At 60.6% G+C, this 21,248-nt stretch carries 19 protein-coding genes; 10 read left to right on the top strand and 9 right to left on the bottom strand.

Annotated features, from left to right (window positions below; translation table 11 throughout):
* Positions 1 to 10: 10 nt before the first annotated feature.
* The gene (locus tag ACFRFQ_RS01110; protein ID WP_378652026.1) at positions 11 to 1,447 is read right to left on the bottom strand and encodes an MFS transporter; all 1,437 of its coding nucleotides are present in this window, start codon (positions 1,445 to 1,447) and stop codon (positions 11 to 13) included.
* A gap of 381 nt (positions 1,448 to 1,828) precedes the next feature.
* Here ACFRFQ_RS01110 and ACFRFQ_RS01105 point away from each other — a divergent pair, with 381 nt between their 5' ends.
* Positions 1,829 to 2,083 carry a hypothetical protein gene (locus ACFRFQ_RS01105; RefSeq protein ID WP_378652023.1) on the top strand — a complete coding sequence of 85 codons (255 nt, stop codon included), beginning with the start codon at positions 1,829 to 1,831 and terminating at the stop codon, positions 2,081 to 2,083.
* Positions 2,084 to 2,185: 102 nt separating this feature from the next.
* Here the strand turns inward: ACFRFQ_RS01105 and ACFRFQ_RS01100 are convergent, their stop codons facing one another.
* Complete coding sequence (locus ACFRFQ_RS01100) at positions 2,186 to 4,141, bottom strand: ABC1 kinase family protein (RefSeq protein WP_378652018.1); 1,956 nt, start codon at positions 4,139 to 4,141, stop codon at positions 2,186 to 2,188.
* Between the two features lie 621 nt (positions 4,142 to 4,762).
* Between ACFRFQ_RS01100 and ACFRFQ_RS01095 the strand changes: the two genes are divergently transcribed.
* Positions 4,763 to 5,248, top strand: coding sequence for a nuclear transport factor 2 family protein (locus ACFRFQ_RS01095; RefSeq protein ID WP_378652015.1), 486 nt, complete (start codon positions 4,763 to 4,765; stop codon positions 5,246 to 5,248).
* Between the two features lie 59 nt (positions 5,249 to 5,307).
* The gene (locus ACFRFQ_RS01090) at positions 5,308 to 6,225 is read left to right on the top strand and encodes a DUF6226 family protein (protein ID WP_378652012.1); all 918 of its coding nucleotides are present in this window, start codon (positions 5,308 to 5,310) and stop codon (positions 6,223 to 6,225) included.
* Between the two features lie 41 nt (positions 6,226 to 6,266).
* On the opposite strand, the gene ACFRFQ_RS01085 is transcribed toward ACFRFQ_RS01090, so the two are convergent.
* Positions 6,267 to 6,860, bottom strand: a complete 594-nt coding sequence (locus ACFRFQ_RS01085; RefSeq protein WP_378652009.1) for a TetR family transcriptional regulator — start codon at positions 6,858 to 6,860, stop codon at positions 6,267 to 6,269.
* Positions 6,861 to 7,354: 494 nt separating this feature from the next.
* Between ACFRFQ_RS01085 and ACFRFQ_RS01080 the strand changes: the two genes are divergently transcribed.
* Positions 7,355 to 8,974, top strand: a complete 1,620-nt coding sequence (locus ACFRFQ_RS01080; protein WP_378652006.1) for an ABC transporter substrate-binding protein — start codon at positions 7,355 to 7,357, stop codon at positions 8,972 to 8,974.
* Between the two features lie 135 nt (positions 8,975 to 9,109).
* On the opposite strand, the gene ACFRFQ_RS01075 is transcribed toward ACFRFQ_RS01080, so the two are convergent.
* Entirely contained in the window at positions 9,110 to 11,170 is a 2,061-nt protein-coding gene (locus ACFRFQ_RS01075) for an FAD-dependent oxidoreductase (RefSeq protein ID WP_378653480.1), read from the bottom strand.
* A 254-nt stretch (positions 11,171 to 11,424) separates the two neighbouring features.
* On the opposite strand from ACFRFQ_RS01075, the gene ACFRFQ_RS01070 reads away from it, so the two are divergent.
* Positions 11,425 to 12,357 (top strand): alpha/beta hydrolase, encoded by a 933-nt coding sequence (locus tag ACFRFQ_RS01070; RefSeq protein ID WP_378652003.1) that lies wholly within the window; start codon positions 11,425 to 11,427, stop codon positions 12,355 to 12,357.
* 1 nt (position 12,358) lies between these two features.
* Here the strand turns inward: ACFRFQ_RS01070 and ACFRFQ_RS01065 are convergent, their stop codons facing one another.
* A complete protein-coding gene (locus ACFRFQ_RS01065; RefSeq protein WP_378652000.1) occupies positions 12,359 to 13,039 on the bottom strand; it encodes an SDR family NAD(P)-dependent oxidoreductase in 681 nt (226 codons plus the stop codon).
* 102 nt (positions 13,040 to 13,141) lie between these two features.
* On the opposite strand from ACFRFQ_RS01065, the gene ACFRFQ_RS01060 reads away from it, so the two are divergent.
* From ACFRFQ_RS01060 to ACFRFQ_RS01040, 5 genes are all read left to right on the top strand, one after another.
* Positions 13,142 to 13,987 carry a helix-turn-helix domain-containing protein gene (locus tag ACFRFQ_RS01060; protein WP_378651997.1) on the top strand — a complete coding sequence of 282 codons (846 nt, stop codon included), beginning with the start codon at positions 13,142 to 13,144 and terminating at the stop codon, positions 13,985 to 13,987.
* A 144-nt stretch (positions 13,988 to 14,131) separates the two neighbouring features.
* Positions 14,132 to 14,455 carry a DUF1330 domain-containing protein gene (locus ACFRFQ_RS01055; RefSeq protein ID WP_378651994.1) on the top strand — a complete coding sequence of 108 codons (324 nt, stop codon included), beginning with the start codon at positions 14,132 to 14,134 and terminating at the stop codon, positions 14,453 to 14,455.
* A 136-nt stretch (positions 14,456 to 14,591) separates the two neighbouring features.
* The gene (locus ACFRFQ_RS01050) at positions 14,592 to 15,938 is read left to right on the top strand and encodes a DUF222 domain-containing protein (RefSeq protein WP_378651991.1); all 1,347 of its coding nucleotides are present in this window, start codon (positions 14,592 to 14,594) and stop codon (positions 15,936 to 15,938) included.
* A 183-nt stretch (positions 15,939 to 16,121) separates the two neighbouring features.
* Positions 16,122 to 16,730 carry a maleylpyruvate isomerase family mycothiol-dependent enzyme gene (locus tag ACFRFQ_RS01045; RefSeq protein WP_378651988.1) on the top strand — a complete coding sequence of 203 codons (609 nt, stop codon included), beginning with the start codon at positions 16,122 to 16,124 and terminating at the stop codon, positions 16,728 to 16,730.
* A 45-nt stretch (positions 16,731 to 16,775) separates the two neighbouring features.
* On the top strand, positions 16,776 to 18,197 hold the full coding sequence (locus tag ACFRFQ_RS01040) for a PQQ-binding-like beta-propeller repeat protein (protein WP_378651986.1): 1,422 nt from the start codon (positions 16,776 to 16,778) through the stop codon (positions 18,195 to 18,197).
* Here the strand turns inward: ACFRFQ_RS01040 and ACFRFQ_RS01035 are convergent.
* The 4 genes from ACFRFQ_RS01035 to ACFRFQ_RS01020 all read right to left on the bottom strand — a co-directional run bounded on the left by ACFRFQ_RS01035 (position 18,181) and on the right by ACFRFQ_RS01020 (position 21,207).
* Complete coding sequence (locus tag ACFRFQ_RS01035; RefSeq protein WP_378651984.1) at positions 18,181 to 18,804, bottom strand: dihydrofolate reductase family protein; 624 nt, start codon at positions 18,802 to 18,804, stop codon at positions 18,181 to 18,183. The two genes, ACFRFQ_RS01040 and ACFRFQ_RS01035, sit on opposite strands and share 17 nt — an antisense overlap.
* Before the next feature lie 85 nt (positions 18,805 to 18,889).
* On the bottom strand, positions 18,890 to 19,345 hold the full coding sequence (locus ACFRFQ_RS01030) for a hypothetical protein (RefSeq protein WP_378651981.1): 456 nt from the start codon (positions 19,343 to 19,345) through the stop codon (positions 18,890 to 18,892).
* A 44-nt stretch (positions 19,346 to 19,389) separates the two neighbouring features.
* The gene (locus ACFRFQ_RS01025) at positions 19,390 to 20,592 is read right to left on the bottom strand and encodes a DUF6745 domain-containing protein (protein ID WP_378651979.1); all 1,203 of its coding nucleotides are present in this window, start codon (positions 20,590 to 20,592) and stop codon (positions 19,390 to 19,392) included.
* Positions 20,593 to 20,691: 99 nt separating this feature from the next.
* Positions 20,692 to 21,207, bottom strand: coding sequence for a putative immunity protein (locus tag ACFRFQ_RS01020; RefSeq protein WP_378651977.1), 516 nt, complete (start codon positions 21,205 to 21,207; stop codon positions 20,692 to 20,694).
* Positions 21,208 to 21,248: the final 41 nt, after the last annotated feature.

Here is a 21,248-nt window from a genome sequence, read left to right as displayed (position 1 = left end):
GGCCTGCCTGTCAGCGCTTCTCGTACCTGATTCCGAGAGCAAGAATGATCGTGATGACGCACATGGCCACGAGCATCGCGCAGACAGCAGCGAGCGCGGCAACTGTTGGTGTCGACGTTCCCGGAACCACCAGAGACGCGAGCAGAACGGTCGTGATCGACGTTCCGACTGCCATCGCCGCAGTTCGGACAACCGACTGACTGCCAACAGTCTCGCTGGTGCTGTGCTCGGGAACGAATTCCACGAGAAGGTTCGACAACGCCGTGTACGCGAAAGCCGTTGCTATCGAGACGACGACGATCAGCATTGTCATTCCCACGACAGAACCGTGGAACACGAGAAACCCGGAACAGGCGCCGAGGAACAATGCGGTACCGATCAGCAACGCGGTACGCGCACCCACCGACGCTGCCAATTTGCCGGCGAGCGGTGTGAACAACATGCCGACCATCGCGCCGATGAAAGACAGGAGTCCTGCGGTGGTGGGTGAAAGTCCGAGCCCGAACGGTGATGTCTTCGGTGATTGCATGATGATCGGAATAAGCATGGTGACCACGCCGATGGGACCTAGTCCGAGAGCGATTGTGCTGAGCATCGTCAAAGCGATGTTGCGTTCAGCAAGCAAGCGCAAGTTGACTATTGGGGATGCACAGTTCAGCTCCCACTTCACCCACCAGGCAAAGATCACGGTGCCGACGACAAGAAGCCCGAGTACCCGGGAATCGTCCCAACCCCACGACTTTCCCTGTGTAAGCCCCAACAAAATAGAAGCGACTGCCACGGCAAGTCCCGCTGCTCCCGCGAAATCGACAGGTTGTCGATGGTAGGTCCGACGCCGCCACGGCAGTACCGCTTCCACCAGGATGATGCAGACAATCGCGTAGACGGCAGTAACAACAAAGATGTACCGCCAATCGCCCAGATCGATGATCACACCCGCAACGACCAGCGACCCGGCACCGGCTGCAATGGCGGATCCGGCGATCAGAGCGACAGCCATCGCAACCTTCTCCGCAGGCAGATGTTCACGGGCCAAACCGATGCACAGCGGGAGAATCGCGCCTGCGACGCCTTGGATAGAGCGGCCGATAATGATGCCCTCCAGCGTTCCGAGCGCCATGCTCACCACCGAACCGACAGTGGCGAATGCCAGTACGAACATAAGAACGCGTTCGCGCCCGTACATATCCCCGAGCCTGCCGCACACTGCAGCGGAAGACGCAGCGACGAGCAGGAATGCCGTCACGGACCATCCAACAGCTGAGGCGTCGGCGTCGAAGATCTCGGCGAAAGTCGGCAGCGCCGCATACATCATCGACGTCTCGAATGCGCTGATCACCTCGACCGTGATCAACACGGTCAATATGAGCCAAACTGGTCGGGACCGTTCGTATCGACGTTCGGCATAGCCTGCCAGCGGTCTAGTTGGTCTCACCGTTGTCCGCATTCATGCTCCTCATGGGTCGAATTCGCAGGAAAACGGTAACAATGTGACTCTTGATACAACTTTTTCATTCCGATCAGTGAGACTGCCTCGCAGGTGTATAAGGCTGCAATGCGAACGTACCCATTTTCGGAGAGCTGCGAATGTCGGCAACTCGGTTGTCGGCAACGAAGTGCATGATCTTGAAGAAGAGTCGGGCCCTGCTCCCCGCGGCGAGTGTGGATTGGAACTCAGCTCAGTCAACGATGCGCAGAGTGCGGATCAGCCGCATCCTCGTATTGTCATCGCCCCGCCATCCGAAGAATTTTGCACCAGCGCGCTGACCAGCACCGATGATCCTGTCTGGTTGAAGCCGTAGAGTCGCAGGCAGAGAAGAAGGAGGCGATGACATTGAGCGCACAGTTCGATGGCGATACGACGGATAATCCCGACAACGAGTCACAGTCGCACAATCCCGCTGACGAACGTTCATCCGGCGAGGTAGCCACGCCCACCAAACGTGACCGTGAACTGTCCGAATTGGTGGACGGTCTCGAAGAACGTATCGCCGCCGAGCGAGAAGCAGCGGCAGTGCCGGGCAACGCAGCCGAACGGAAACGTACCTTGCCGACAGATCCCGATGACAAAGCCCCGGACTGACTCCGTCCCAACACATTTCCCGTTCGTTGAGATCGGGCAAACTTCCTCGGAAAACGAGGTTTTCACCGCCTGCCGTCAGTGTTCACCGCCTGCCGTCAGTGTTCATCGCCTGCCGTCGAGGGTGAATATTCGGAACACGGTCCGCATGCACAAAACAACCCCGATGAAGCCTAGAACCGCACTCACGAGTGCGTAGCTCGACAACTGAGGTGTGAGCTGCGGGCCGGGTACGAACAGCAGGATCGCCGCGACGATCAGCGCAGCAACTCCAGCCGCCGTTCCCAGTGCGTTGTTCGCAGACCGGCGGAGCCACCGCCTGTCGTCGGGGTGCGCCACAGAGCGGGTACGGAGCGTGAAGCTTCCCGACGCGAGTGAGGTTGCGATCTGGTCGAACTGACCAGGCAGACGCCTGACCACCGCGGTTGTGACCGCCACCGTCGACAGGATCGCCTGCGCGGCTGCGGTCGGGCTGGCTACCTGGGTCAACAGCCGGGGCACTTCGGCGCGAACGGCGCCGACGAGGTCGATGTTCGGATCCAGAAGCCGGAGTCCGCGCTCCAATGACGCGAGTGAACGAAATGCGGCGGCGACGTCTCCCGGCACTCCTATTCGGTGTTCTCGAAGCACGGTGAACATCCGTGCAAAGGATGCCATGGAAACATTGGGCTGAACACTGAGCAGGGTGATCTCTCGGCCCACCTGATGACGTAGCATCCCGCGTTCCACTTCGTCGGGTACGTCGAATGCCATCAGCATCGCGTCGACGGTGGCCACCGGGTCGCCGGCGAGGGCGGCGTTCAGGAGCACTGCGAACAATATCCGCGTCTCACCGTCCAGCACTCCCACTGCGCCGAAGTCGAGTAGCCCGATCCGTCCGTCGTGAAGGATCATGATGTTGCCCGGGTGCAGGTCCGCGTGGAACACCCCGTGGACAAAGATCCCGTCGAGCAGTGATGCGAGGAGTTCGTTGGCAATTCTGCTGCGGGTGTCGCTGTCAAGGTCGATGAGCGCTGCCTCGCCGTCGGACAGTGGTGTGCCGTGGAGACGTTCCATCACGACCACCCGTCCGCTACTGAGGTCGTGGTAGATATGCGGAACGACAACGTCCGGACGGTTCACCATGGTGGCAGCAATCGCGGCGGTGTTCGCGGCTTCGGTACGGTAATCGAGTTCTTCGAGCAGCGACGTGACGAGCCCACCGGCGAGTCGATGAACGCCGATATCGCGGGCCCAGGGAAATCGGGTTTCCGCGAGGGATGAAACGCGAAGGAAGATATCGCAATCCACGCTCACCTGTGCGCTCGCCTCGGGTCGTTGAACCTTCACCACCACATCGGTGCCATCGGTGGTGCGCGCGGAATGTACTTGTGCGACAGAGGCTGCGGCGAATGGTTCCGCATCGAACCATGCGAACACAGACTCGGGGACGTCGCCGAGTTCCGATGCCAGCACCTCGGCGATGCGCTCGGGATCAGCCGGGCGCGCCGAGCTTTGGAGTGTCGACAGAGCGCGGGCCAACTCGGGTTGAACAAGGTCGTCTCGCGTGCCGAGGATCTGCCCCAACTTGACGAATGTGACACCGCACCGGTTGATGACTTCCACCAGCGCGTCCCCGAACTGAGGTGCGGACGGTCCGGCACGCAAAGCCGGCCCGCCTCCCGCTCGCACGACGATTCCCATGATCTGGACGTACCGCTTCGTTCTGAGCCACGATTTTCGGCTGCGCCGCAATGCATCTGGCACACCGGGTAGAGACCCCGTAGGAATGACAACTTCAAGGAAGACCAACACAGCCAGGCACGCCGCGAACACCCAGAGCGCGGCGACTCCGAAGAATGTGAGCGCCAGTCCCTCACTCACCAGAAGTTGGCCGTCCGAGCTCGCAATTCCCGCGAGTGTTGCGGCGTAGCTCGACAACGAAACACCCACCGAGAGAGCTATAACCGAGACCACCAGAGTTCGCGGCCATCCGACTTTCGCCCCCAGCGTTCGTCGCATGGCAACCGCGAGTGCTGCCGCAAGAATCGGCGTCGCGACAATCCACACAATCAAATCCATGGCGGTAGCCTAGAGGTTCACAACCTGCGCTTCATCCAGGAAAACCCTGAGTCCCCCAGTTTCAATTAATGCGCCAGCGGCGCCGAAACGTGCACTGCGCCTTGCCCGAACAAAGTTGATCGCTCAACTCTGACTTCAATGCCGGCAGGCTGGATACCGAATCGGTCGGTCTCACGGGCATAACCTGATCTCGTGACAACACACTCAGGCTTCGCAAGCATCGCCCATTCCGTCGACCCCGACGCCGTACGCGCCATGCTCCCCCGCTTGCACCACATACTCGATCAGCTCCAATCCCGACCATCACGTCGTCTTGGATCTGGCCGATACGTGCGGTTCACACTTCATGGACGGATATGCCGGCTGTCCGATTCAACGGCAACGAAGTGTGGGTAACTCGGCGACTGGGAAGTGTCTTGCCCATTCACCGGGACGTTGAAAGACAGAAACTTGGTGGATTGATCGTCGAGTCCGACCCATCCCACTCTTTGATACCAACCACCCTGCGGAGTACACGATTGCTAACCTGCGGAGCGCAACGCCGAATTCGTTGACATACGTTCATATTCCACTCGAAGCTGGCTGAAGCACCTGATTGCCTGACCACACCAAGGAGCTCCGATGACCGATATCACCGAGCTAGTCCACTCGCTCCTCGAACGAGTGCAAATACTCGAAGACGAGATTGCAATCCAGAAGCTCGTTACCGCATACGGTCCCGCCGTCGACGCCGGAGAGGCTGAGAAGGTCGGTGCCATGTGGACCGAGGATGCCGTGTACGACATCGATATTCGTACTCTGACCGGTCGCTCCGACATCATCGAGATGGTGCGCACTACACCCCACCAGGACTACATCAACACCGGTTGCGGCCATCTTCTAAGTCCGCTCAACATCGTCGTCGACGGAGACAAAGCAGTTGCGACGGGCCATTCTCAGTTACTGCGGCGTAATGAAGGCGAAGATTCGTTCCGGGTCTGGCGTGTCGCAGCGAACCGGTTCGATCTCGTAAAAATCCTGGGTGAGTGGAAAATCAAACAGCGCACTACCCGGCTACTCGACGGAAGTTCTCCCGCACGCGATTTGCTTGCCCGAGCCGGTAACTGATCGATATTCTCGGCTGTCACTCGTGTCATTCGGCAAGTGACGACGGTGCCGCAGGACAGATGAGCGGCCCGACGCCGGGTAAGGTCGCTGGTATGGCAGCAGGGTCGTGGTGGGAGCGTTGCAACGACGGCGTTCGCAGCTTGCACGAAACCGGCTGGGATGAGGGCACTTCGGTACTCTCGCAGGATATCTGCGAACTGCTCGTCGACGTCGACACGGCATTCACTGTCATCGGAGCACACACTCCTGAGTGGCCGAACCCGTACAAGGATGGCTCGGATCTGAACGAAACGGCCTACGAGCGTTCTACTGACCCGGAGAAGTACCTGATCGTGGTCGCCAGGGCGCAGGCGTGGACACAAGTTCTCCTCGACCGAGGCTGGGCGCGAGAAGCTTCACCCGTGCAGTGGGCACTTCGCCCCTCCGAATCCGGCGGCACCGACACCGTCCTCGAACCTGTGACTGGCGTTGCGGTTCCGCTGGTATTGACGACGCACACTCCGGTGGACAGCAACCATCCGTTCAATATCTCGATCGCTGCGGGCGACCCAGCGGTGTGCTTGGCGTCGATTCCCGACTGTGCCTGCGACGGATGTGACCGTGGATCCGCCGCGCCGCTCGAGGAAATGGATAAATGGGTGCTGTCTGTTGTCGACGGCTCTCTCCAGGTCGAAGTTACCGCTGATTACTCGTCGATTCGCACATCGTTCGGTGCCCAACGCAGCACGGTCCAGTACCTCGACGAACCTACGTCGTTCACGGCAACACCATGGCCAACCAACTGGAGGCAGCGCCCCCTGGCGTCCCCGATCACAGTTCAGCGGCACCCCGAACCACCGTTCCCACGAACGGTGTTCGGAACCGCTGCTCGCGGGGCCTACCGTCGGCTGTCAGGCAAGCCCAAAGTTGAAGGTGCATCGCAAATCTACCGCTCCACAGACGTGCAAAAAACTCCCGGGCGCACGAACCGCCGATGACCACGAAACGTCGCGGGGATCAGACGAATTGAGCCACGACGCTACGGACTCTTCACGTTTCCAGGCCCGAACTCCGGCAGTTCAACTATTGCGCCCAGCAGATCAGCCATCCTCAATTCGACATTTACACGGTCGGAGCTCGCAACGTCTGCGTTGTTCAGGATTTCACTTCCGAACAGGGACCAGCCGGCAATTGCAGCGAGCCCGAGCATGATACGTACATCTGCCGAGTCGGACGACTGATCGATCCGAGCGAGGATGGACCCGCCGTCGGCTTCGTCTGCCGGAAGTAGATCAGTTCGACCCTCCAAAATCAGCCACGTAGCTATTCGTACATAGTCGGGATCTGCAACGCCTACGAGAAATAGACGACGCACAGCGTCTGCAAGTGATTCCACACTCTCGACGACGTTCGCAGACTGTTGACTGTTGCGCACCAGGACTGCACGCAGGATGTCGTCCTTGTTACCTAGATGTTTGTGAATGAGCCCGAGGTTGACCCCGGCATCTTGCGCCAGCTCCCGAAGCGTTACCGACATCCCCTTGGCGGCAAACTTTGTTCGGGCCGCCCGCAGCACTGCATGCCGGACTTCGTCTCTACCCCACGCTTTTCCCACTGACTTCGACTCGGCCACCCCTTGACAGTAGACGCTTGTCTATTGTCAAATCAACGGGCACTGAAAAGTGGCCCAACTCACTTCGTACTTGTTGTCGGGCCGCGCTGAGGTGACGGTTGGCGACCCCGAGACACATCCGGTTCGGCGAGCGAAAGCAATACATCTGAAACCTGGACCTCACCCGAGTGTCCACCGACCCCCTTGCTCTGCCGATTCGTCACGACGTGCTTCAGCCGAACGTCGTGACCGCATCGGCAGTGTTCACCGAACGTTGTCACCGTCGAGCCCCTGGGCGCTACGTTCCGCGGAATTCAACTCACCGATCCGCACCGAGTGGCGTACCAGCACGTCGGCCGAACGAACACGAATACCTTTCAGACAGCACCAAATTCGGATGGCAAGTATTCGCCAGTTCCGACGAGTGCGACAACCCGACATTCAACACGAGGCACATCCCATGCTGAGGAATCTTCGCTGGAGATTTCACTCATACTCAATTTGGAGGCGTTCACATGATTCGTAGTTCCCGCCGCGGGAATCGCAGGTTGGCCGCGGTCACCCTGGCGATCACCGCAAGCATGTTCTTGGCGTCGTGCGCCGACAACGGGTCGAATAGTGGTGGCGGTGAATCTGCCGAGTCGGGCTCCGCGCTCAAGATCGGCATGGTCAACGAGCAAACCGATCCCGGCAACCCCACCAAGGGCGGAACATTGACGTTCAGCGGTTATTCCGCTGTGACGACACTTGATCCGGCCAAGAGCCAGGCTGCCGGTTCTGCCGGTGGCAGCGAACTCGGCGCGATCTATGACGTGCTGGTGCGCTACGACGGGGTCCAGCAGAAGTTCGTGCCGCAGTTGGCGGAGTCGTTAGAGCCGAGTTCGGATACCAAATCGTGGACGTTGAAGCTACGTGACGGCGTCACTTTCAGCGACGGAACACCATTCGACTCCAAGGCCGTCGCCGCTAGCCTCAACCGCTACGTCACCAACAGGGGACCGTCGTCGGCTGTCTGGGCCGCCAAGGTTGCCTCGATCGATACCCCGGACGCGACGACGGTTGTCTTCAACCTGAGCAGTCCGTGGACCGGCATTCAGTCCATGCTCGCGGCCGGGCCGGGCATGATCGTCTCCCCGACCGCACAGCAGGGTGAGACGTTCACCCCCATCGGCGCCGGCGCCTTCACTCTCGAAAAGTTCTCTCCCAATGAAGAACTGTTACTCGCGGCCCGCCCCGACTACTACGGCGGCGCACCCAACGTCGACAAGCTCAAGCTGATCAGCATCGTCGGCGCCCAGGCAACCGCTGACGCGCTCAAGACCGGCGGCATCGACGCAACGTACATCCGGACGCTCGCCCCGATCCTCGATCTGATCAAAAACGGTAACCCGGGCTTCCTCGACATCCCGTCGCTCGGTTACATCGCAAACGTCAACATGGCCGAGGGTCGCCCCGGCTCCGACCTGCGTGTCCGTCAGGCAATGGCTCTGTCCATCGACCCGGAAACTCTCAACACTCGCGTCAACAACGGCCAGGGTCTGCCCGGCCAGGTAATTTTCCAGGACACTTCGCGGTGGCACAACGACGTCGCACCGATCGGTCTCGACGCGGCCAAGGCGAAGGAACTGCTCGATCAGGCCAAGGCTGACGGTTACGACGGTAAGGTCACCTATCTCGCGATGCAGGAGCCGACCGCGCAGGCAACCGCTCTGGGTGTGCAGGCGATGCTCAACGCAGTCGGGTTCGACGCGCAGATCGAGTACGTCACCGGCGCAGCCGATCTGATCAAGCGCATGTACGTCGACCACAACTACGATATGAGCTCCGCAGCGGTCTCGGTGCCCGAGGCCGATCCGTTCGAGCGTCTCTACTCGAGTCTCAAGTCCACCAGCCCTAACAACACCATCGGCTACTCGGATGCTCAGATGGACACCCTGATCGACCAGCTCGGTGTCAGCACCACCGACGCGGACAAGAAGGCCGTCCTCGCCAAAATCCAGGAACGCGCCAACGAGACTGTGCCGTGGCAGGTCTGGGGCAACGTTCCACAGATCGACGTGTGGAACGAGAACGTTCACGGAGTCAAGCTGAACATCGACGGCATGGTGCTCTTCGACGAAGTATGGAAGAACTAGACTCGATCCAGCGCAGGAGGCTGCTGGCGACCTGATCGTTCATCGATCAGGTTGTCAGCAGCCCCAATCCCTGCCCGGCGGTCAGTCAGTGGGTGGGCAATGCGCGCACATCCACCAGCAACAGTCCAACGCCGCTTACAGAGTCGTTGCGACTTTCCACGCAGTGTGTATTGCACCCTCGATGTAATCGACCTCGACGGCATCGCCCACTACCTGCACGTTGGAGACCACGCCTACCAGCGCGTCGGCGAGCGGCGCCTGTGCCGAGACACCCGAAGCCACGACAACCAGGTCCGCCGGCGCGGTCAGCGTCTTGTCGCCGACGCGGAACTCGACGTGCTCCTTGGTAATTCGCCCGACCGTCGCGTTGCGATGAATGGTCACGCCCATCTCGTTTGCGTGCCGAACAGCAGTCCAGCGACGCGGCATCGCCATCGGCACACCGAGCTGCTGACCTTCCTCGACCAGCGTCACGTTACGGCCACGCTCGGCCAGGAACTCCGAAAGTTCCAGTCCGACAAGAGAGCCACCGATGACTACGACGTTCTTGCCCATCGGCAGGAATTTGCGAGTCACAGTTCGGATTGCGGCGGGGCTCTTGGTGATGCCGGAGAGCTTGCCCAGTCTGGCCACGATCCGAAGGAAAGGCGGCACCTGCGAAGTGTCACCGGCACCGGTCATCAAGGCGCGCAACGTGTCACCGGTGTGCACATGCGGCAGATCACCACCGGGAACACTGGGCCGATCACGAACTGCGCCCGTGGCCACTACAACCACGTCCGCATCCAGGGCCTTGATCGAAGCGACGGTGGCCTCCGTGTTCAACCGGATGTCAACACCCAATCGCTCGACCTCGACCTTCAGCCACTTCAGCAGACGACCGTTGTCCGGCGTCGTAAGGCTGGAGAACCAGAGTGTGCCGCCGAGACGATCGGACTTGTCCAGCACTGTAACTCGGTGTCCGCGCTCGGACGCCACGCGAGCAACCTCGAGCCCGCCGGGACCCGCACCGACAACAACAACGTGCTTCGGAGTAGCGGTGCGCACGAGCGGAAGCATTGTTTCCTTGCCCAAGGCGGGGTTCACCGCACACAGTGGAGTGCCGTCCCAGAAGTTTTCCTGAACGCACACATAACAATTGATGCAAGGTCGGACGCGCTCCGGCGTCCCGGCTTTGAGCTTGTTCACCAATTGCGGATCAGCGAGCAGTTGGCGTCCCATCGCCGCAAAATCGGCTTTGCCTTCGGCGATTGCCTTGTCGCCAACTTCGGGCAGCACCCGGCCGACGGTGATGACTGGGATGGATACGGCTGACTTCACTGCGCCGGCCAATTCGATGTACGCGCCGACCTTGTCCGGCAGCGGGCCATCGGTGAAATTCGAGAAGGAATTGCGGGCCCAACCCGTGACGTGGATCGCATCGGCGCCGGCAACCTCGAACATCTTCGACGCCGCGACAGCTTCCTCGGTGGTCAGGCCGTCTTCTTCACCGAACTCACGGCCTGCGACCCGGACCAAGACCGCTAACGTGTCCCCGACCTCCGCCTTGACTGCTCGAATCACCTCGACCGCCAACCGCGCCCGATTCTCCAGGGAACCGCCGTACCCGTCGGCGCGCTTGTTGTCGGCCCGACTCAAGAAGCCACCGAGAACGTAGCCGTGTGCGCAGTGGATTTCCACGGCGTCGGCGCCCGCAGCCTTCACTCGCCTGGCAGCCTCGGCGAAAGTGCGCACCAACCAGTCGATGTCATCCTGGGTGGCCTCGTGATAAGTGTCCGGCTTTCCCGCAGTAACAGCTCCCATCTTCTTCAGCTCTTCGGGAGTGTTGTCGGCCAGCGCAGACCTGTCACGGGGAGCAGAAGGCGTCGACGGGACCAGCATCGGGCGGTCCTGGACGGTGTCGATCCGCGCGATCCTGCCGTGGTGCGTCATCTGAACACACAGCTTGCTCCCTGCTGCGTGGACGGCGTCTGCAAGCGCTGTGAGCCCCGGAATGAACCGATCCTCGGACAGGCCCGGTTCCTTGGTACTCGCGGATCCGGCCGGATAGGCGACTGCGCAAGCACCGGTGATGATCAGCCCTGTTCCGCCGGCCGCACGCGCCACGAAGTGGTCGATGTCGCCCTTCTCGATTTCACCGTCTTCACAGAGGTTCATGTCCATAGCGGGCATAACCACGCGGTTAGGGACGGCCATAGGGCCGATATTCCCCGAGGCGAGCAGGTGCTGGAAGGTCTGGTTGCGGATCACGAGGCGACGCTAAATCTCATTGCAACGCCACATTGCACTTTTCCCGAAGAACGAGATATTCACCGGACGTTCCCCTCGAGACTGTCCGCAACCACATCGGCAACAGTAGCCATGACGTCGAGACCGTAGCTTCTCCGATGACCCTTTTCAGTCGACTCACAGGCGTATGTTCAGCAGGCACCTGGATACGAGGAGGACGCGTGCGGTTCGCACTGAACGATCTACTGGTCGACATTCCTGCGGAAAAGATTGATGAAGCTCGAGCCTTCTACGCGTCACGGGTAGCCGGCCGTGGTCCCAGCACCTACGAAGAGTTGACGAAGGTTCGGGCGAGCATGTCTACGCCGTCCCCCACTGATCCGGCGGCGATCGAAGAAATCGTCGAGACGGCGGGAATAGCTGTCCCCGTGAGGATCTTCACCCCCACTGTCGGCCTGGCGCGGGGAGTCTATCTCGACATTCACGGGGGCGGCTTCTACATGAGCTCCGCGGCACGAGGAGACGCACGCAACCGGGAGTTGGCAGACACACTCGGCATCGCCGTCGTCAGCGTCGACTACCGACTGGCTCCCGAAAACCCCTGGCCGGCCGCTCCCGATGATTGTGAAGCTGTGGCGCTCTGGCTCGTCGAACATGCCGATACCCACTTCGGAACATCCCGCCTGGCGATCGGCGGGAGCTCAGCGGGAGCGACACTCGCTCTGGCAACCCTGCTCCGGCTCCGAGACAAGGGATCCGTCGACAGATTCACTTGTGCCGCACTACAGTTCGGTACCTATGACCTGAGCGCGCTAACCCCGGCGGGACGCCAGATCGCAGACGAATACTTCATCCAGGCCTACGCCGGTCATGTAGAAGACCGCACTGCCCCGGACATCTCCCCTATCTACGGCGACCTCCGTGGCCTCCCCCCGGCGCTGCTTGTCATCGGAACCGCAGACGTACTGCTGGAAGACAACCTCGCGATGGCAGGTCGGCTTGTCGCCGCCGGGAATAACGGCGAGTTCCGGATCTATCCCGAGTCTCCACACGGGTTCACGGGTCACCCCACGGCAATTGCAAGAACTGCGCGAGATGACGTCGATGCGTGGCTACGCGTGCGACTCGCCCAACCGTGGGCCACACGTCAATAGTTCAGTACTCGATACTGCCGGCGCGGTCGAAGAACTTTCCGGTGGGTCCGTCGTGACCGAGTTGAGCCAACATCACCGTCGCATCGGTGCCTTCGACGATTGTCTGGTGTCCAGTGTGCCTGTTGAAGTCGGTGCTGGTGTAGCCGGGATCGCTGGCATTGACCCGGAACTCCGGCAGGTTCTTCGCGTACTGCACGGTCAACGCGATCACCGCCGCTTTCGAGCTCGCGTACGGAACTGCTTGCACAAAGTGCTCATCGGAGCCAGGCGTGCTCAGTGCTCGCGCAAATCCGACGCCGGAGGCCACATTGACGATCACCGGGTTCGGCGAGCGCCGCAGCAGCGGGAGCGCGGACTGTGTAAGACGCACGATGCCAAAGACATTCGTGTCGAATACTTCCTGCATGGCGGCGACGTCCAGGTCGTCGACGCCGAAAGACCTGCCGAGTACACCGGCGTTGTTCACAAGGACGTCGAGCGCGGGCAATTGTGCGAGCGCAACCTCAATGCTGTGCTGATCCGTGACGTCGAGCTGGATGGGGTGAGCGCCGAAACTCTGCACCTCGGAAGCTGACGCGAGGTCTCGCATCCCGGCGTAGACGGTATGCCCGGCGTCGATGAGCCGGCGCGCGGTCTCCAGACCGAGGCTGCGGTTGGCTCCTGAAATAAGTGTCGTAGTCATGTCCACAACAGTCGCTCAACCCTGGTGCGCGCACCAGGCACCGATTGACAGTGGGACCAGCAGTACTACCCACCGTGCATCCACAGCTAGCAGGATGGGGGCATGGACGAGTTCGCAAGTGTGCTGCGCGCGTGGCGCGACCGTGTACAACCTGAGCACGTCGGTCTGCCACCAGGTACCGGTCGACGGGCCCGAGGGCTTCGACGGGAAGAACTCGCGATGCTCGCCGGAGTCAGCGTCGATTACATCGTGCGACTCGAACAAGGCCGGGCAACCAACCCCTCGGCACAACTGCTCGGTGCGCTTGCCCGGGCATTGCGCCTAAGCGACGAAGAGCGCGACCACCTGTACCGAGTCGCCGGGGTCGCCATTCCGACACCTGCCTCATTGCCGCGGCACGTGGGTCCGAGCGTCCAGCGGATCGTGGACCGTCTCGGCGACATTCCGGTCGGCGTGTTCAGTGCCGCGCATGACATTCTGCTGTGGAATCCCCTCTGGGCAGCACTGCTCGGCGACCCCTCATCTCGGTCCGGGATTCAGCGCAACCTTGTCTGGTTGGTGTTCTCCGAGGAAAACACGATCGTCACCCATACCGCTGTCGGGGAAGACGAATTCAGAGCGGATCTAGTGGCGGACCTGAGATCCGCTGTGGGGCGCTACCCCGACGACGCACCGCTCAGAGAACTCGTGGACCGACTCCTCGCCGAATCCGACGAGTTCGCGGCGCGCTGGGCGCAGGCGCACGTGGCACTGCACCGCTCCAGCCGAAAGACCGTACACACCCGCACAGTTGGCGACATCACGGTCGACTGCGATGTTCTCAGCGCGCCGGGTAGCGGCGATCTGCGAATCGTCGTCTACACGGTCGCCCCCGGATCCGCCGACGCAGACAAGCTCGATCTGCTTCGTGTCGCCGGACTGCAGGATCTGTCGCACCGGCCAACGTAGTGCGGCGCATTACCTCCGACGTAATCGACGCAGCGCTGCTGCTCTTGCCAGACTCGATTCCAGAGCGAACCTAGCTCAACGTCCATGAAAGACAACCTGTTAACCGCAACTACGCGCACCGCCAGGAAGGGCAGGAATCAAGACATGAGTGAAAGTTACGTAGTCGGCGTCCTCAACGACGTAGTCATGGGAGACGACATCACCGAATACCTTCAGCGCATCGACAGCACCCTCGCACCATTCGAGGGTCATTTCATCATTCACGGAGGCTCCCCGGACATCCGCGAGGGACAATGGACGGGCGATCTCATCATCCTCCGATTCCCCACGTCCGACGCTGCCCGACATTGGTACAACTCGGATGCCTACCAAGCTATTGCCCCGCTTCGAATCAACAACTCGCTCGGCACCGTGGCCATTTTCGAAGGCGTCGACCGACAACACCGAGCAACCGACATTCTTAACTGATCGAATCTCAAAACTACTCCCCCGCAATCTCACTCGAGTCCCCTGACCGCACGCGGCGCACATCAAATGTGCCCGATATGTCCCTTGATTCGAATAAATGTTCGAGTATACTTGGGTCACGGGTGGGGAGGCCTTGATGACTACGACGTATTCAACTTCGGTGGGGGATGTTGTAGCCGGTTCGGCTGTGGGTGTGCGTGGCAGGTTGTGGCGGCTGCGTCCGGCGGAGGTTCGAGACGTGGCCGTCGCTGCGTCGGCGGAAATTCTTCGGTTGGAAGCGATTCGAGTTGCCGCGGTCGACGAATTGGCACTGAATCCGGACGAGCAGGTGCTCTGCTACCGCGGTGTGGGCCGTTGGTTGGCGGCCAATACGATGCTGCAGAATGCGGCCGGCAACAAGATCGCCGCTCTCGGTGCCGCACTCCGCGGCTTCCCGGATATTGCGGCGCAGTTCGAGGCCGGTGACCTCTCGCTCGATCATGCAGCGTTGATCGCCGCGTTCTGCGAATCCCCACCAAAAGGCATGCCAGACAGCGCATTAATACCAAGCCTGAAAACTCTTCTTGCCGCCGCGTCCGGGGTGGAGGCGACGACTGTCAAGGTGCGGTATGCGATTGCTGTTTTGGAGCGGATCTTCGAATCCGACGAGCCCCCGCCCGGTGAGGACAATGATCTGAATGCGTTACGCATCGCGCCGACGCTGAATGGTCGGGTCGTGATCAAGGGCGATTTCGACGCACTCACCGGCGAGATGCTCCTGTCTGCGCTGTCAGGTCTGTCGATGCCCAAACCCGCCGCGGACGGGACCCCGGATGCGCGGTCGGCAGCAAAACGAACCGCCGACGCGTTCACGGAACTGATCCGCCGCTATCTGGACAACGCCGCCACCGGCATTGACGGTGGTCAACGTCCGCATGTGAATGTGCACATCACCGCGAAAGACCTTGCCGAGCATCACGAATGCGCCACCGTGCGAGCCGAGGATGAAGACGCGCCGGATGTCGACGACGAGTCTGTGTTGGAGGATCTCGATGTCGGGTACATGCCCTGGATGGGACCGCTCAGCGTGAGCAGAACCCGGATGCTGGCGTGTGACTGCATGCTCTCGACCGTGTTGATGGACGGCAAGGGCGCACCGTTGGATGCGACACCGCTCAAGCGTCTCGTCACAGCCGAACAACGTATCGCGTTGATCGCCCGGGACAAAGGCTGCGCCTTCCCGAACTGTGATGCGGTACCGGCGTGGTGCGACGCGCACCACATAAAACCGTGGTCAACGGGCGGTTTGACGGTGATGGACAACCTCACCTTGCTCTGCCGCAGCCACCACACGTTGATTCACAGCACATCAGGGTTCCGCGGTATCTGGGAAATCAAAATGGGTTCCGATCACAAACCCTGGTTCATTCCACCAGCAGCGATCGACCCGAAACAACGCCGCCGACGTTCCACCACCCGCCAAGGACCAGTCCACCGAGACTGAAACCAGCTCTGCCGGAACCACATACCGTGTGAAAGCTTCGCATCACCAGCTAAGACGATGCGAAGCCCACACCCATGCGAAGGTTCACATAGCAGCGCAACTGGTCACTACTCATCTCATTTCGCAGGCCAGTTTCCGCACTATTCGGCGCCGTAATCCGCGAGGTCACGCTACCGTGCCGGAATGGACGTAAAAGCTCACATCCTCGCCGAACGGCGAGAATTGGTCGCCCTACTCGAGACTTTGAGCCCCGAGCAATGGTCAACCCCATCGCTCTGCGGAAACTGGTCGGTGCGCGACGTCGCGATACATGTGTCGATGGACTCCGTCACCATGCGCCGCTATTTCCTTGCAGCACTGCAGCATCGCTCTGCTAGTCGTGTCAACGAGCATTACGTCACCACGCAGAACAATGTGCCGACCGACATCCTGGCAGATCGCCTCGCGGTATCAGCGACCACGAGTTGGTTCGCAAGATATGCCCCACGCCTCACGCTGTCCGACCACGTTGTGCATCAACAGGACATCAGGCGACCGCTCGGGCTACCTCGAACGATCGATCCGGAGCGCTTACGACTCGTGCTCGATCGGCCCGATCCATTTGCGCAGCCTCGCCGATTCACCAAAGGACTCCGATTCACCGCATCCGACCTACCCTGGGAACACGGCACAGGTCCCGAAGTCCACGGGCGCGCGGAGGCGTTAGCCCTCGCCATGGTCGGGAGGCCATCGGTGCTCGAAGATCTGGAAGGCGACGGCGTCGACCTGCTCCGTACCCGCATGATTCATTGAGCCCTAACGAACCGACCGGTTCGTTGTATCGGCTACGGTCATTCGATGCAGCTACGGTTGAAAGAACACTGGAAGTTGGTCTGCCTCGGAGTCGCATTGATCGTCGCTACTGCGATGATCATCGTCTCGACACTTTCGGGCTCGCCAAGGTCGGATAGACCTGCGAGTAATAGCAACGGACCGACCGCAGAGCAGTACGTGGTCGACATAGATCTCTCTCATCCGCCTCAGCAAGCATGGGAACTGGACGCCCAATCGCTCACAGACAATTCCGGCGACGTGCTGCTGTCAATGCCGCACTCGCTTGATTCCTACTACGGCTATGGCAGCGTGTACGAGGTCGGAAATATACTGGTGGCGGCAAGTGCATATCCACTGCCCAAGACCTCCGAATCTTCGTCGAGCCAAGGAGTCGGTGACGTTTCACTGATCGGCGTGGATCCCGAAAGCGGGACTCCCCTGTGGGAGAGACGAATCGGAGGCGCTCTCAGTCAATGCAGTCAGCAGAACGAGTCAACGATCATCGCATGCTGGGGTAATCGGCGGGTGATCTTTGTCGACACCTCCACCGGCACACTGTTGTCCGACCTCGGGACCGACTTCGACGTCACTGGTGCCACTATCACCGGGGACACGGTTTACACGTCAGGAGAAACAGTAGAAGGCACCCTGCGAACGCGGATCTTGGCCAGCGGCAACACAACTGATCTGACTGCCAACTTCCGTCGGGCAATCGAACCAAGTCAAGAGTTCGGTTCCTTGCATGCATTCCCGTCCACCGACACCGCAATCGCAATGGAACGGGGCAACGGCGACCCGCAGTATCGATACACGATCTATGATCTGCATTCCGGCGCAGAACGATTCCGGTTCGAGGGCGATTCGCTAGCCCCCGTCGGGGACGGTCTGTTCCTGACCAGTGTCGGCGGGCGATCAGGATACGTCGGCACACAGAACCTGCTGGACTCCGACGGATCTACGATCCGCGCGATTCCCATCCCTTCCTCGGGGGCATCGCGATTCCCGAGCAAGCCTTCGACATCGCTGCCGATGTTTCTCGGCGACGGTGCCTACGACCCCTCTTCCGGTGACGAGCTCTGGCGCAATTCGCAATTGAACAATTCTCAAATGGCAGGCACGACTAGCGCTATCGTCGCGATCGTCGGCAGAGCAACCCTGGTTACCTCACCCGAGACCCGAACTATCTCCGCTCTCGACACCGAGTCCGGACGTCAACTCTGGCAGACTCCCTGGCAAGACGCGTACTGGGTACGGAACGGGGTAACGGACGGCGAGCATTTCGTCTTCAGTGACTACACGGGCATACACTCGATCCGATCCCGCGATGGAAAAATGATGTGGTCGATTCCGCTTCCGGCAGAAGTCGATCCGCGGGAGGTCGTCATCTCGAGCGCCGGAGACAATATGACGTTCTCCTGGCGGAATCACTTCACGGTGTGGCGTTAGCGGTGGCGTACTGCGGCCGCCCGCTCGGCCGGTAGACCTGAATTGTCACGCCTCTCGGAGTGACTCGCGAATCGACCAGGTCCAGCGCGATGTCAGGTCCTGAATCGGGGAAAAGCCGCGTGCCCTGGCCGATGACCATGGGATAGATAAGCAGGGTGATCTCATCGACGAGCTGGTTGTCGAACAGCCAGCGAACCAGGTTGCCGCTGCCATGTACCTGCAACTCACCCCCCGGCTTGGCTTTCAGCTCTCGGATGGCCGCCACGACGTCGCCGGAGAGGACGGTCGTGTTCGCCCAACGCGGTTCGGCGAGCGTGGTCGACGCCACGTACTTCGGTCGCGTATTCAACGCCGTTGCGATGGGATTACCCGAATCTTCCATCACTCCCCAGTATTTCGCAAAGATCTCATAGGTCCGCCGGCCGAACAGGAAAGCATCTGCTCGTTGGTAGACCTCCTTGACGAACGTCGCGCCCTCGCTGTCCGTGCCGAACAACGGCAATGCCCATCCGCCACGCTCGAATCCGCCCCTGCGATCCTCATCTGCCCCACCGAGCCCCTGCATAACGCCGTCGAGGGAGACGTTTGTGATTGTCGTCAGTTTCATGACTGCAGTTCCCTTCTCCACCATCGAGTGTTCAGAACGTCCCCAGATGTCACTGACTCAGCTTGCTCTGACGAGGTAGGGGGCGTCAATCTGCGACGAGTTGCAGCCCATTGTTCACTCGTCCGACGCCCCGCTCTCGCTGCCGCCCGATGACATAACGGCCAGGCGCGATACCGGTGGCCCCATGCTCTGGGTGAATGAGATAAGCGGTCACGCGGGTATCGAGAATGCCCAGTGCAAGACCACGGGAGTCTCTCACCGGCGACGACCACGTACACACACCTTCGTCGGCGACCAGGCTGTGTGGGTTCCCGCCCGCCGCACTACGTAGCAACTCCACTCCCGAGAGCGGCACGTTCACCGACCCCGTCCACACCGCGGGCGTGACGATATTGGCGACAAGCGAATACGGGAGCACGATGAGATCACCTTGCGCTTGTAAGCCGTCAACGACCGGTATGGATACTTCTTCGTCGAGATAGTCGAAGACATCGAGCCCGGTGAGGGCAGTGAGCGCGGACAACGTCATGGTCGAATTCATATGATCCACCTCGTAATTCATAGTGTGATGTTCAGGTCTGATGTTCAGGTTCGACGAACAAGACGGGCGTAATCAGCACCGTTGATGCCGTAGGTCCAGCCTGCGGCATCGAGAGCTGACGAGAACCATTCAGGGACGTAGAGCCCGTAACGACGACGCCTACCGTCACGTTCGAGAGAACCGTTGACTGCAAGCAAGATTCGGCCATCACGCCCCCAGCCGTCCGGTGACGCATAGAGATGCAGCATGTGACCGGCATTGCCTGGATCATCAGCTTTGTCAACCAGCTCGAGCCCAGCCGTATCGATGTACGTGTCCCACCCGATCCGCTCGATCGCACAGCGGCGGATCTCGACATTACGTTCGCCTGCAATGCGTTCGGCCGTCGGATCGAGGACTACCCAGCTCGGGACAATTGTCCCGTGCTGAACATAGACTGCTTGTCCGTCGCCGAATTCAACTGCTGGAGAATCTGAATCGTGTAACCGACGTTCGTTGTGTACTCCGCCGGGGATGGGTTCGCTACGCAGGACGGTGGGCCGTTCCGACATGATGCACACGGTGTCGAACGCCCACCACCATCCAGTTGAACCAGCCAGCGCGGTGTGAATGTCGAGTAGTTCGTCATCGTCGGAATGGAAAGAGGCAAGATCACATCGACGGTACAAGTCATAGTAGGCGATTCGATGCGCTTCCTGCTGTCCGTACCACGTCACATTCCCGGCGACGGGCGTGAACATCGTCCGTATCGCAGCTGCAACCCCGTCGAACAGGCTGGTGCGCAACGAGTCCCAGACGGCCGCTCTGACGATCCGATCGGGGTTGATTCCGAGACCCACCGAATCCTCGAGAGATTGAACGCTCGCGGTGTCGATCCCCCAACGTTCGTTCGGCCAGTCTGATCTTCGACGCGCGATGTACGCGTCCATGCGCCTGCGCGCATCCGAAAACAAGCTCGCCAAACAGGCGGAAGCGCCGCGTAGTCGGTTGCTGTCCAACGACATCGACGTCGACAAGCCCTCTGCAACGATGAGGTCCGATCCAGCTGACGGCGAGGGAACCCAGACGAACTCCGGTTCCGGAAATCCTGATCGTCGATACAGTTGCGCGACAGCCCATTCGGCAGCGTTGCGGTCGGAAGGGCGTGCGCAGAGGCCGTGTTCCAGCCACACGTTCTGCACAGCTTCGATGTTCTTGATGAATGATTCTCGGTGTCGGGACAGCGAGTAAATCGGCGCGGCGCTCACGCGATGGTGGCGGTGTCGGCCTTTCCGGTAGTCATAGTTATCGAGAGTGACACGAGAAAGCGCGGAACGCAAGGCCGACACTTTCAACAGTCGAACACCTCAACAGTCGAACACCGACCAGCAGATGTCGTTCCGCAGTCGCTGGTCGTCGAGTACCAGCTCGCGAATCGCCGCCGGAAGCTGTTCGCGCTGCCACTGGCACTCGAGCCGCCCCGCGGCTTCACCCCCACCTTCCGTCGCAGCAGCACGGGCGGCCTTGATCGCGTAGGCCGCGGCACCGAGTTCATGCGCGGCGACATGCGCGACGGCTCCGGCCTGGCCGGCAGCGTAGGCGGCATGTCGCGCAGGCCCACGCAGATCCCGGGCCGCGCCCATCGCGTGACCTCCCGCAGCGCGGGACTGCATCATCGTGACCTCGCCCCGTACCCACGCCCTGGCATTCTCGATCGCCGCACGCGGCCGTGAATCTTGCGGCCGCTCCGACTCGAAGAGATCAAGGACGTGTTCCGCACACGATGCCGCCCAGACCGCGAGAAGATGGTGATCCGAATCTGTGAGTGTTCCACCACGACGGATCGTCACGAAGCGCGGATCCCGGACCTTCGGGAGGATCACGGTTCTGAGCTCCTTTTGATTGCAGCACTTCTTTTCGGTGA

The sequence above is a fragment of the Rhodococcus sp. NPDC056743 genome, from assembly GCF_042790355.1.
Taxonomy (GTDB): Bacteria; Actinomycetota; Actinomycetes; order Mycobacteriales; family Mycobacteriaceae; genus Rhodococcus_F.
The sequence above is the reverse complement of the archived record's forward strand: the minus strand, read 5'-3'. Positions and strand labels throughout refer to the sequence as shown.

What these genes read in the sequence shown, in the direction of transcription:
- ACFRFQ_RS01090 (WP_378652012.1), top strand. Translation starts at nt 5,308, where the DNA reads ATGAGCGGCCCGACGCCGGGTAAGGTCGCTGGTATGGCAGCAGGGTCG.
- ACFRFQ_RS01055 (WP_378651994.1), top strand. Translation starts at nt 14,132, where the DNA reads ATGAGTGAAAGTTACGTAGTCGGCGTCCTCAACGACGTAGTCATGGGA.
- ACFRFQ_RS01045 (WP_378651988.1), top strand. Translation starts at nt 16,122, where the DNA reads ATGGACGTAAAAGCTCACATCCTCGCCGAACGGCGAGAATTGGTCGCC.
- ACFRFQ_RS01060 (WP_378651997.1), top strand. Translation starts at nt 13,142, where the DNA reads ATGGACGAGTTCGCAAGTGTGCTGCGCGCGTGGCGCGACCGTGTACAA.
- ACFRFQ_RS01030 (WP_378651981.1), bottom strand. Translation starts at nt 19,345, where the DNA reads ATGAATTCGACCATGACGTTGTCCGCGCTCACTGCCCTCACCGGGCTC.
- ACFRFQ_RS01110 (WP_378652026.1), bottom strand. Translation starts at nt 1,447, where the DNA reads ATGCGGACAACGGTGAGACCAACTAGACCGCTGGCAGGCTATGCCGAA.
- ACFRFQ_RS01100 (WP_378652018.1), bottom strand. Translation starts at nt 4,141, where the DNA reads ATGGATTTGATTGTGTGGATTGTCGCGACGCCGATTCTTGCGGCAGCA.
- ACFRFQ_RS01105 (WP_378652023.1), top strand. Translation starts at nt 1,829, where the DNA reads ATGACATTGAGCGCACAGTTCGATGGCGATACGACGGATAATCCCGAC.
- ACFRFQ_RS01095 (WP_378652015.1), top strand. Translation starts at nt 4,763, where the DNA reads ATGACCGATATCACCGAGCTAGTCCACTCGCTCCTCGAACGAGTGCAA.
- ACFRFQ_RS01040 (WP_378651986.1), top strand. Translation starts at nt 16,776, where the DNA reads ATGCAGCTACGGTTGAAAGAACACTGGAAGTTGGTCTGCCTCGGAGTC.
- ACFRFQ_RS01050 (WP_378651991.1), top strand. Translation starts at nt 14,592, where the DNA reads ATGACTACGACGTATTCAACTTCGGTGGGGGATGTTGTAGCCGGTTCG.
- ACFRFQ_RS01065 (WP_378652000.1), bottom strand. Translation starts at nt 13,039, where the DNA reads ATGACTACGACACTTATTTCAGGAGCCAACCGCAGCCTCGGTCTGGAG.
- ACFRFQ_RS01075 (WP_378653480.1), bottom strand. Translation starts at nt 11,170, where the DNA reads ATGGCCGTCCCTAACCGCGTGGTTATGCCCGCTATGGACATGAACCTC.
- ACFRFQ_RS01035 (WP_378651984.1), bottom strand. Translation starts at nt 18,804, where the DNA reads ATGAAACTGACGACAATCACAAACGTCTCCCTCGACGGCGTTATGCAG.
- ACFRFQ_RS01080 (WP_378652006.1), top strand. Translation starts at nt 7,355, where the DNA reads ATGATTCGTAGTTCCCGCCGCGGGAATCGCAGGTTGGCCGCGGTCACC.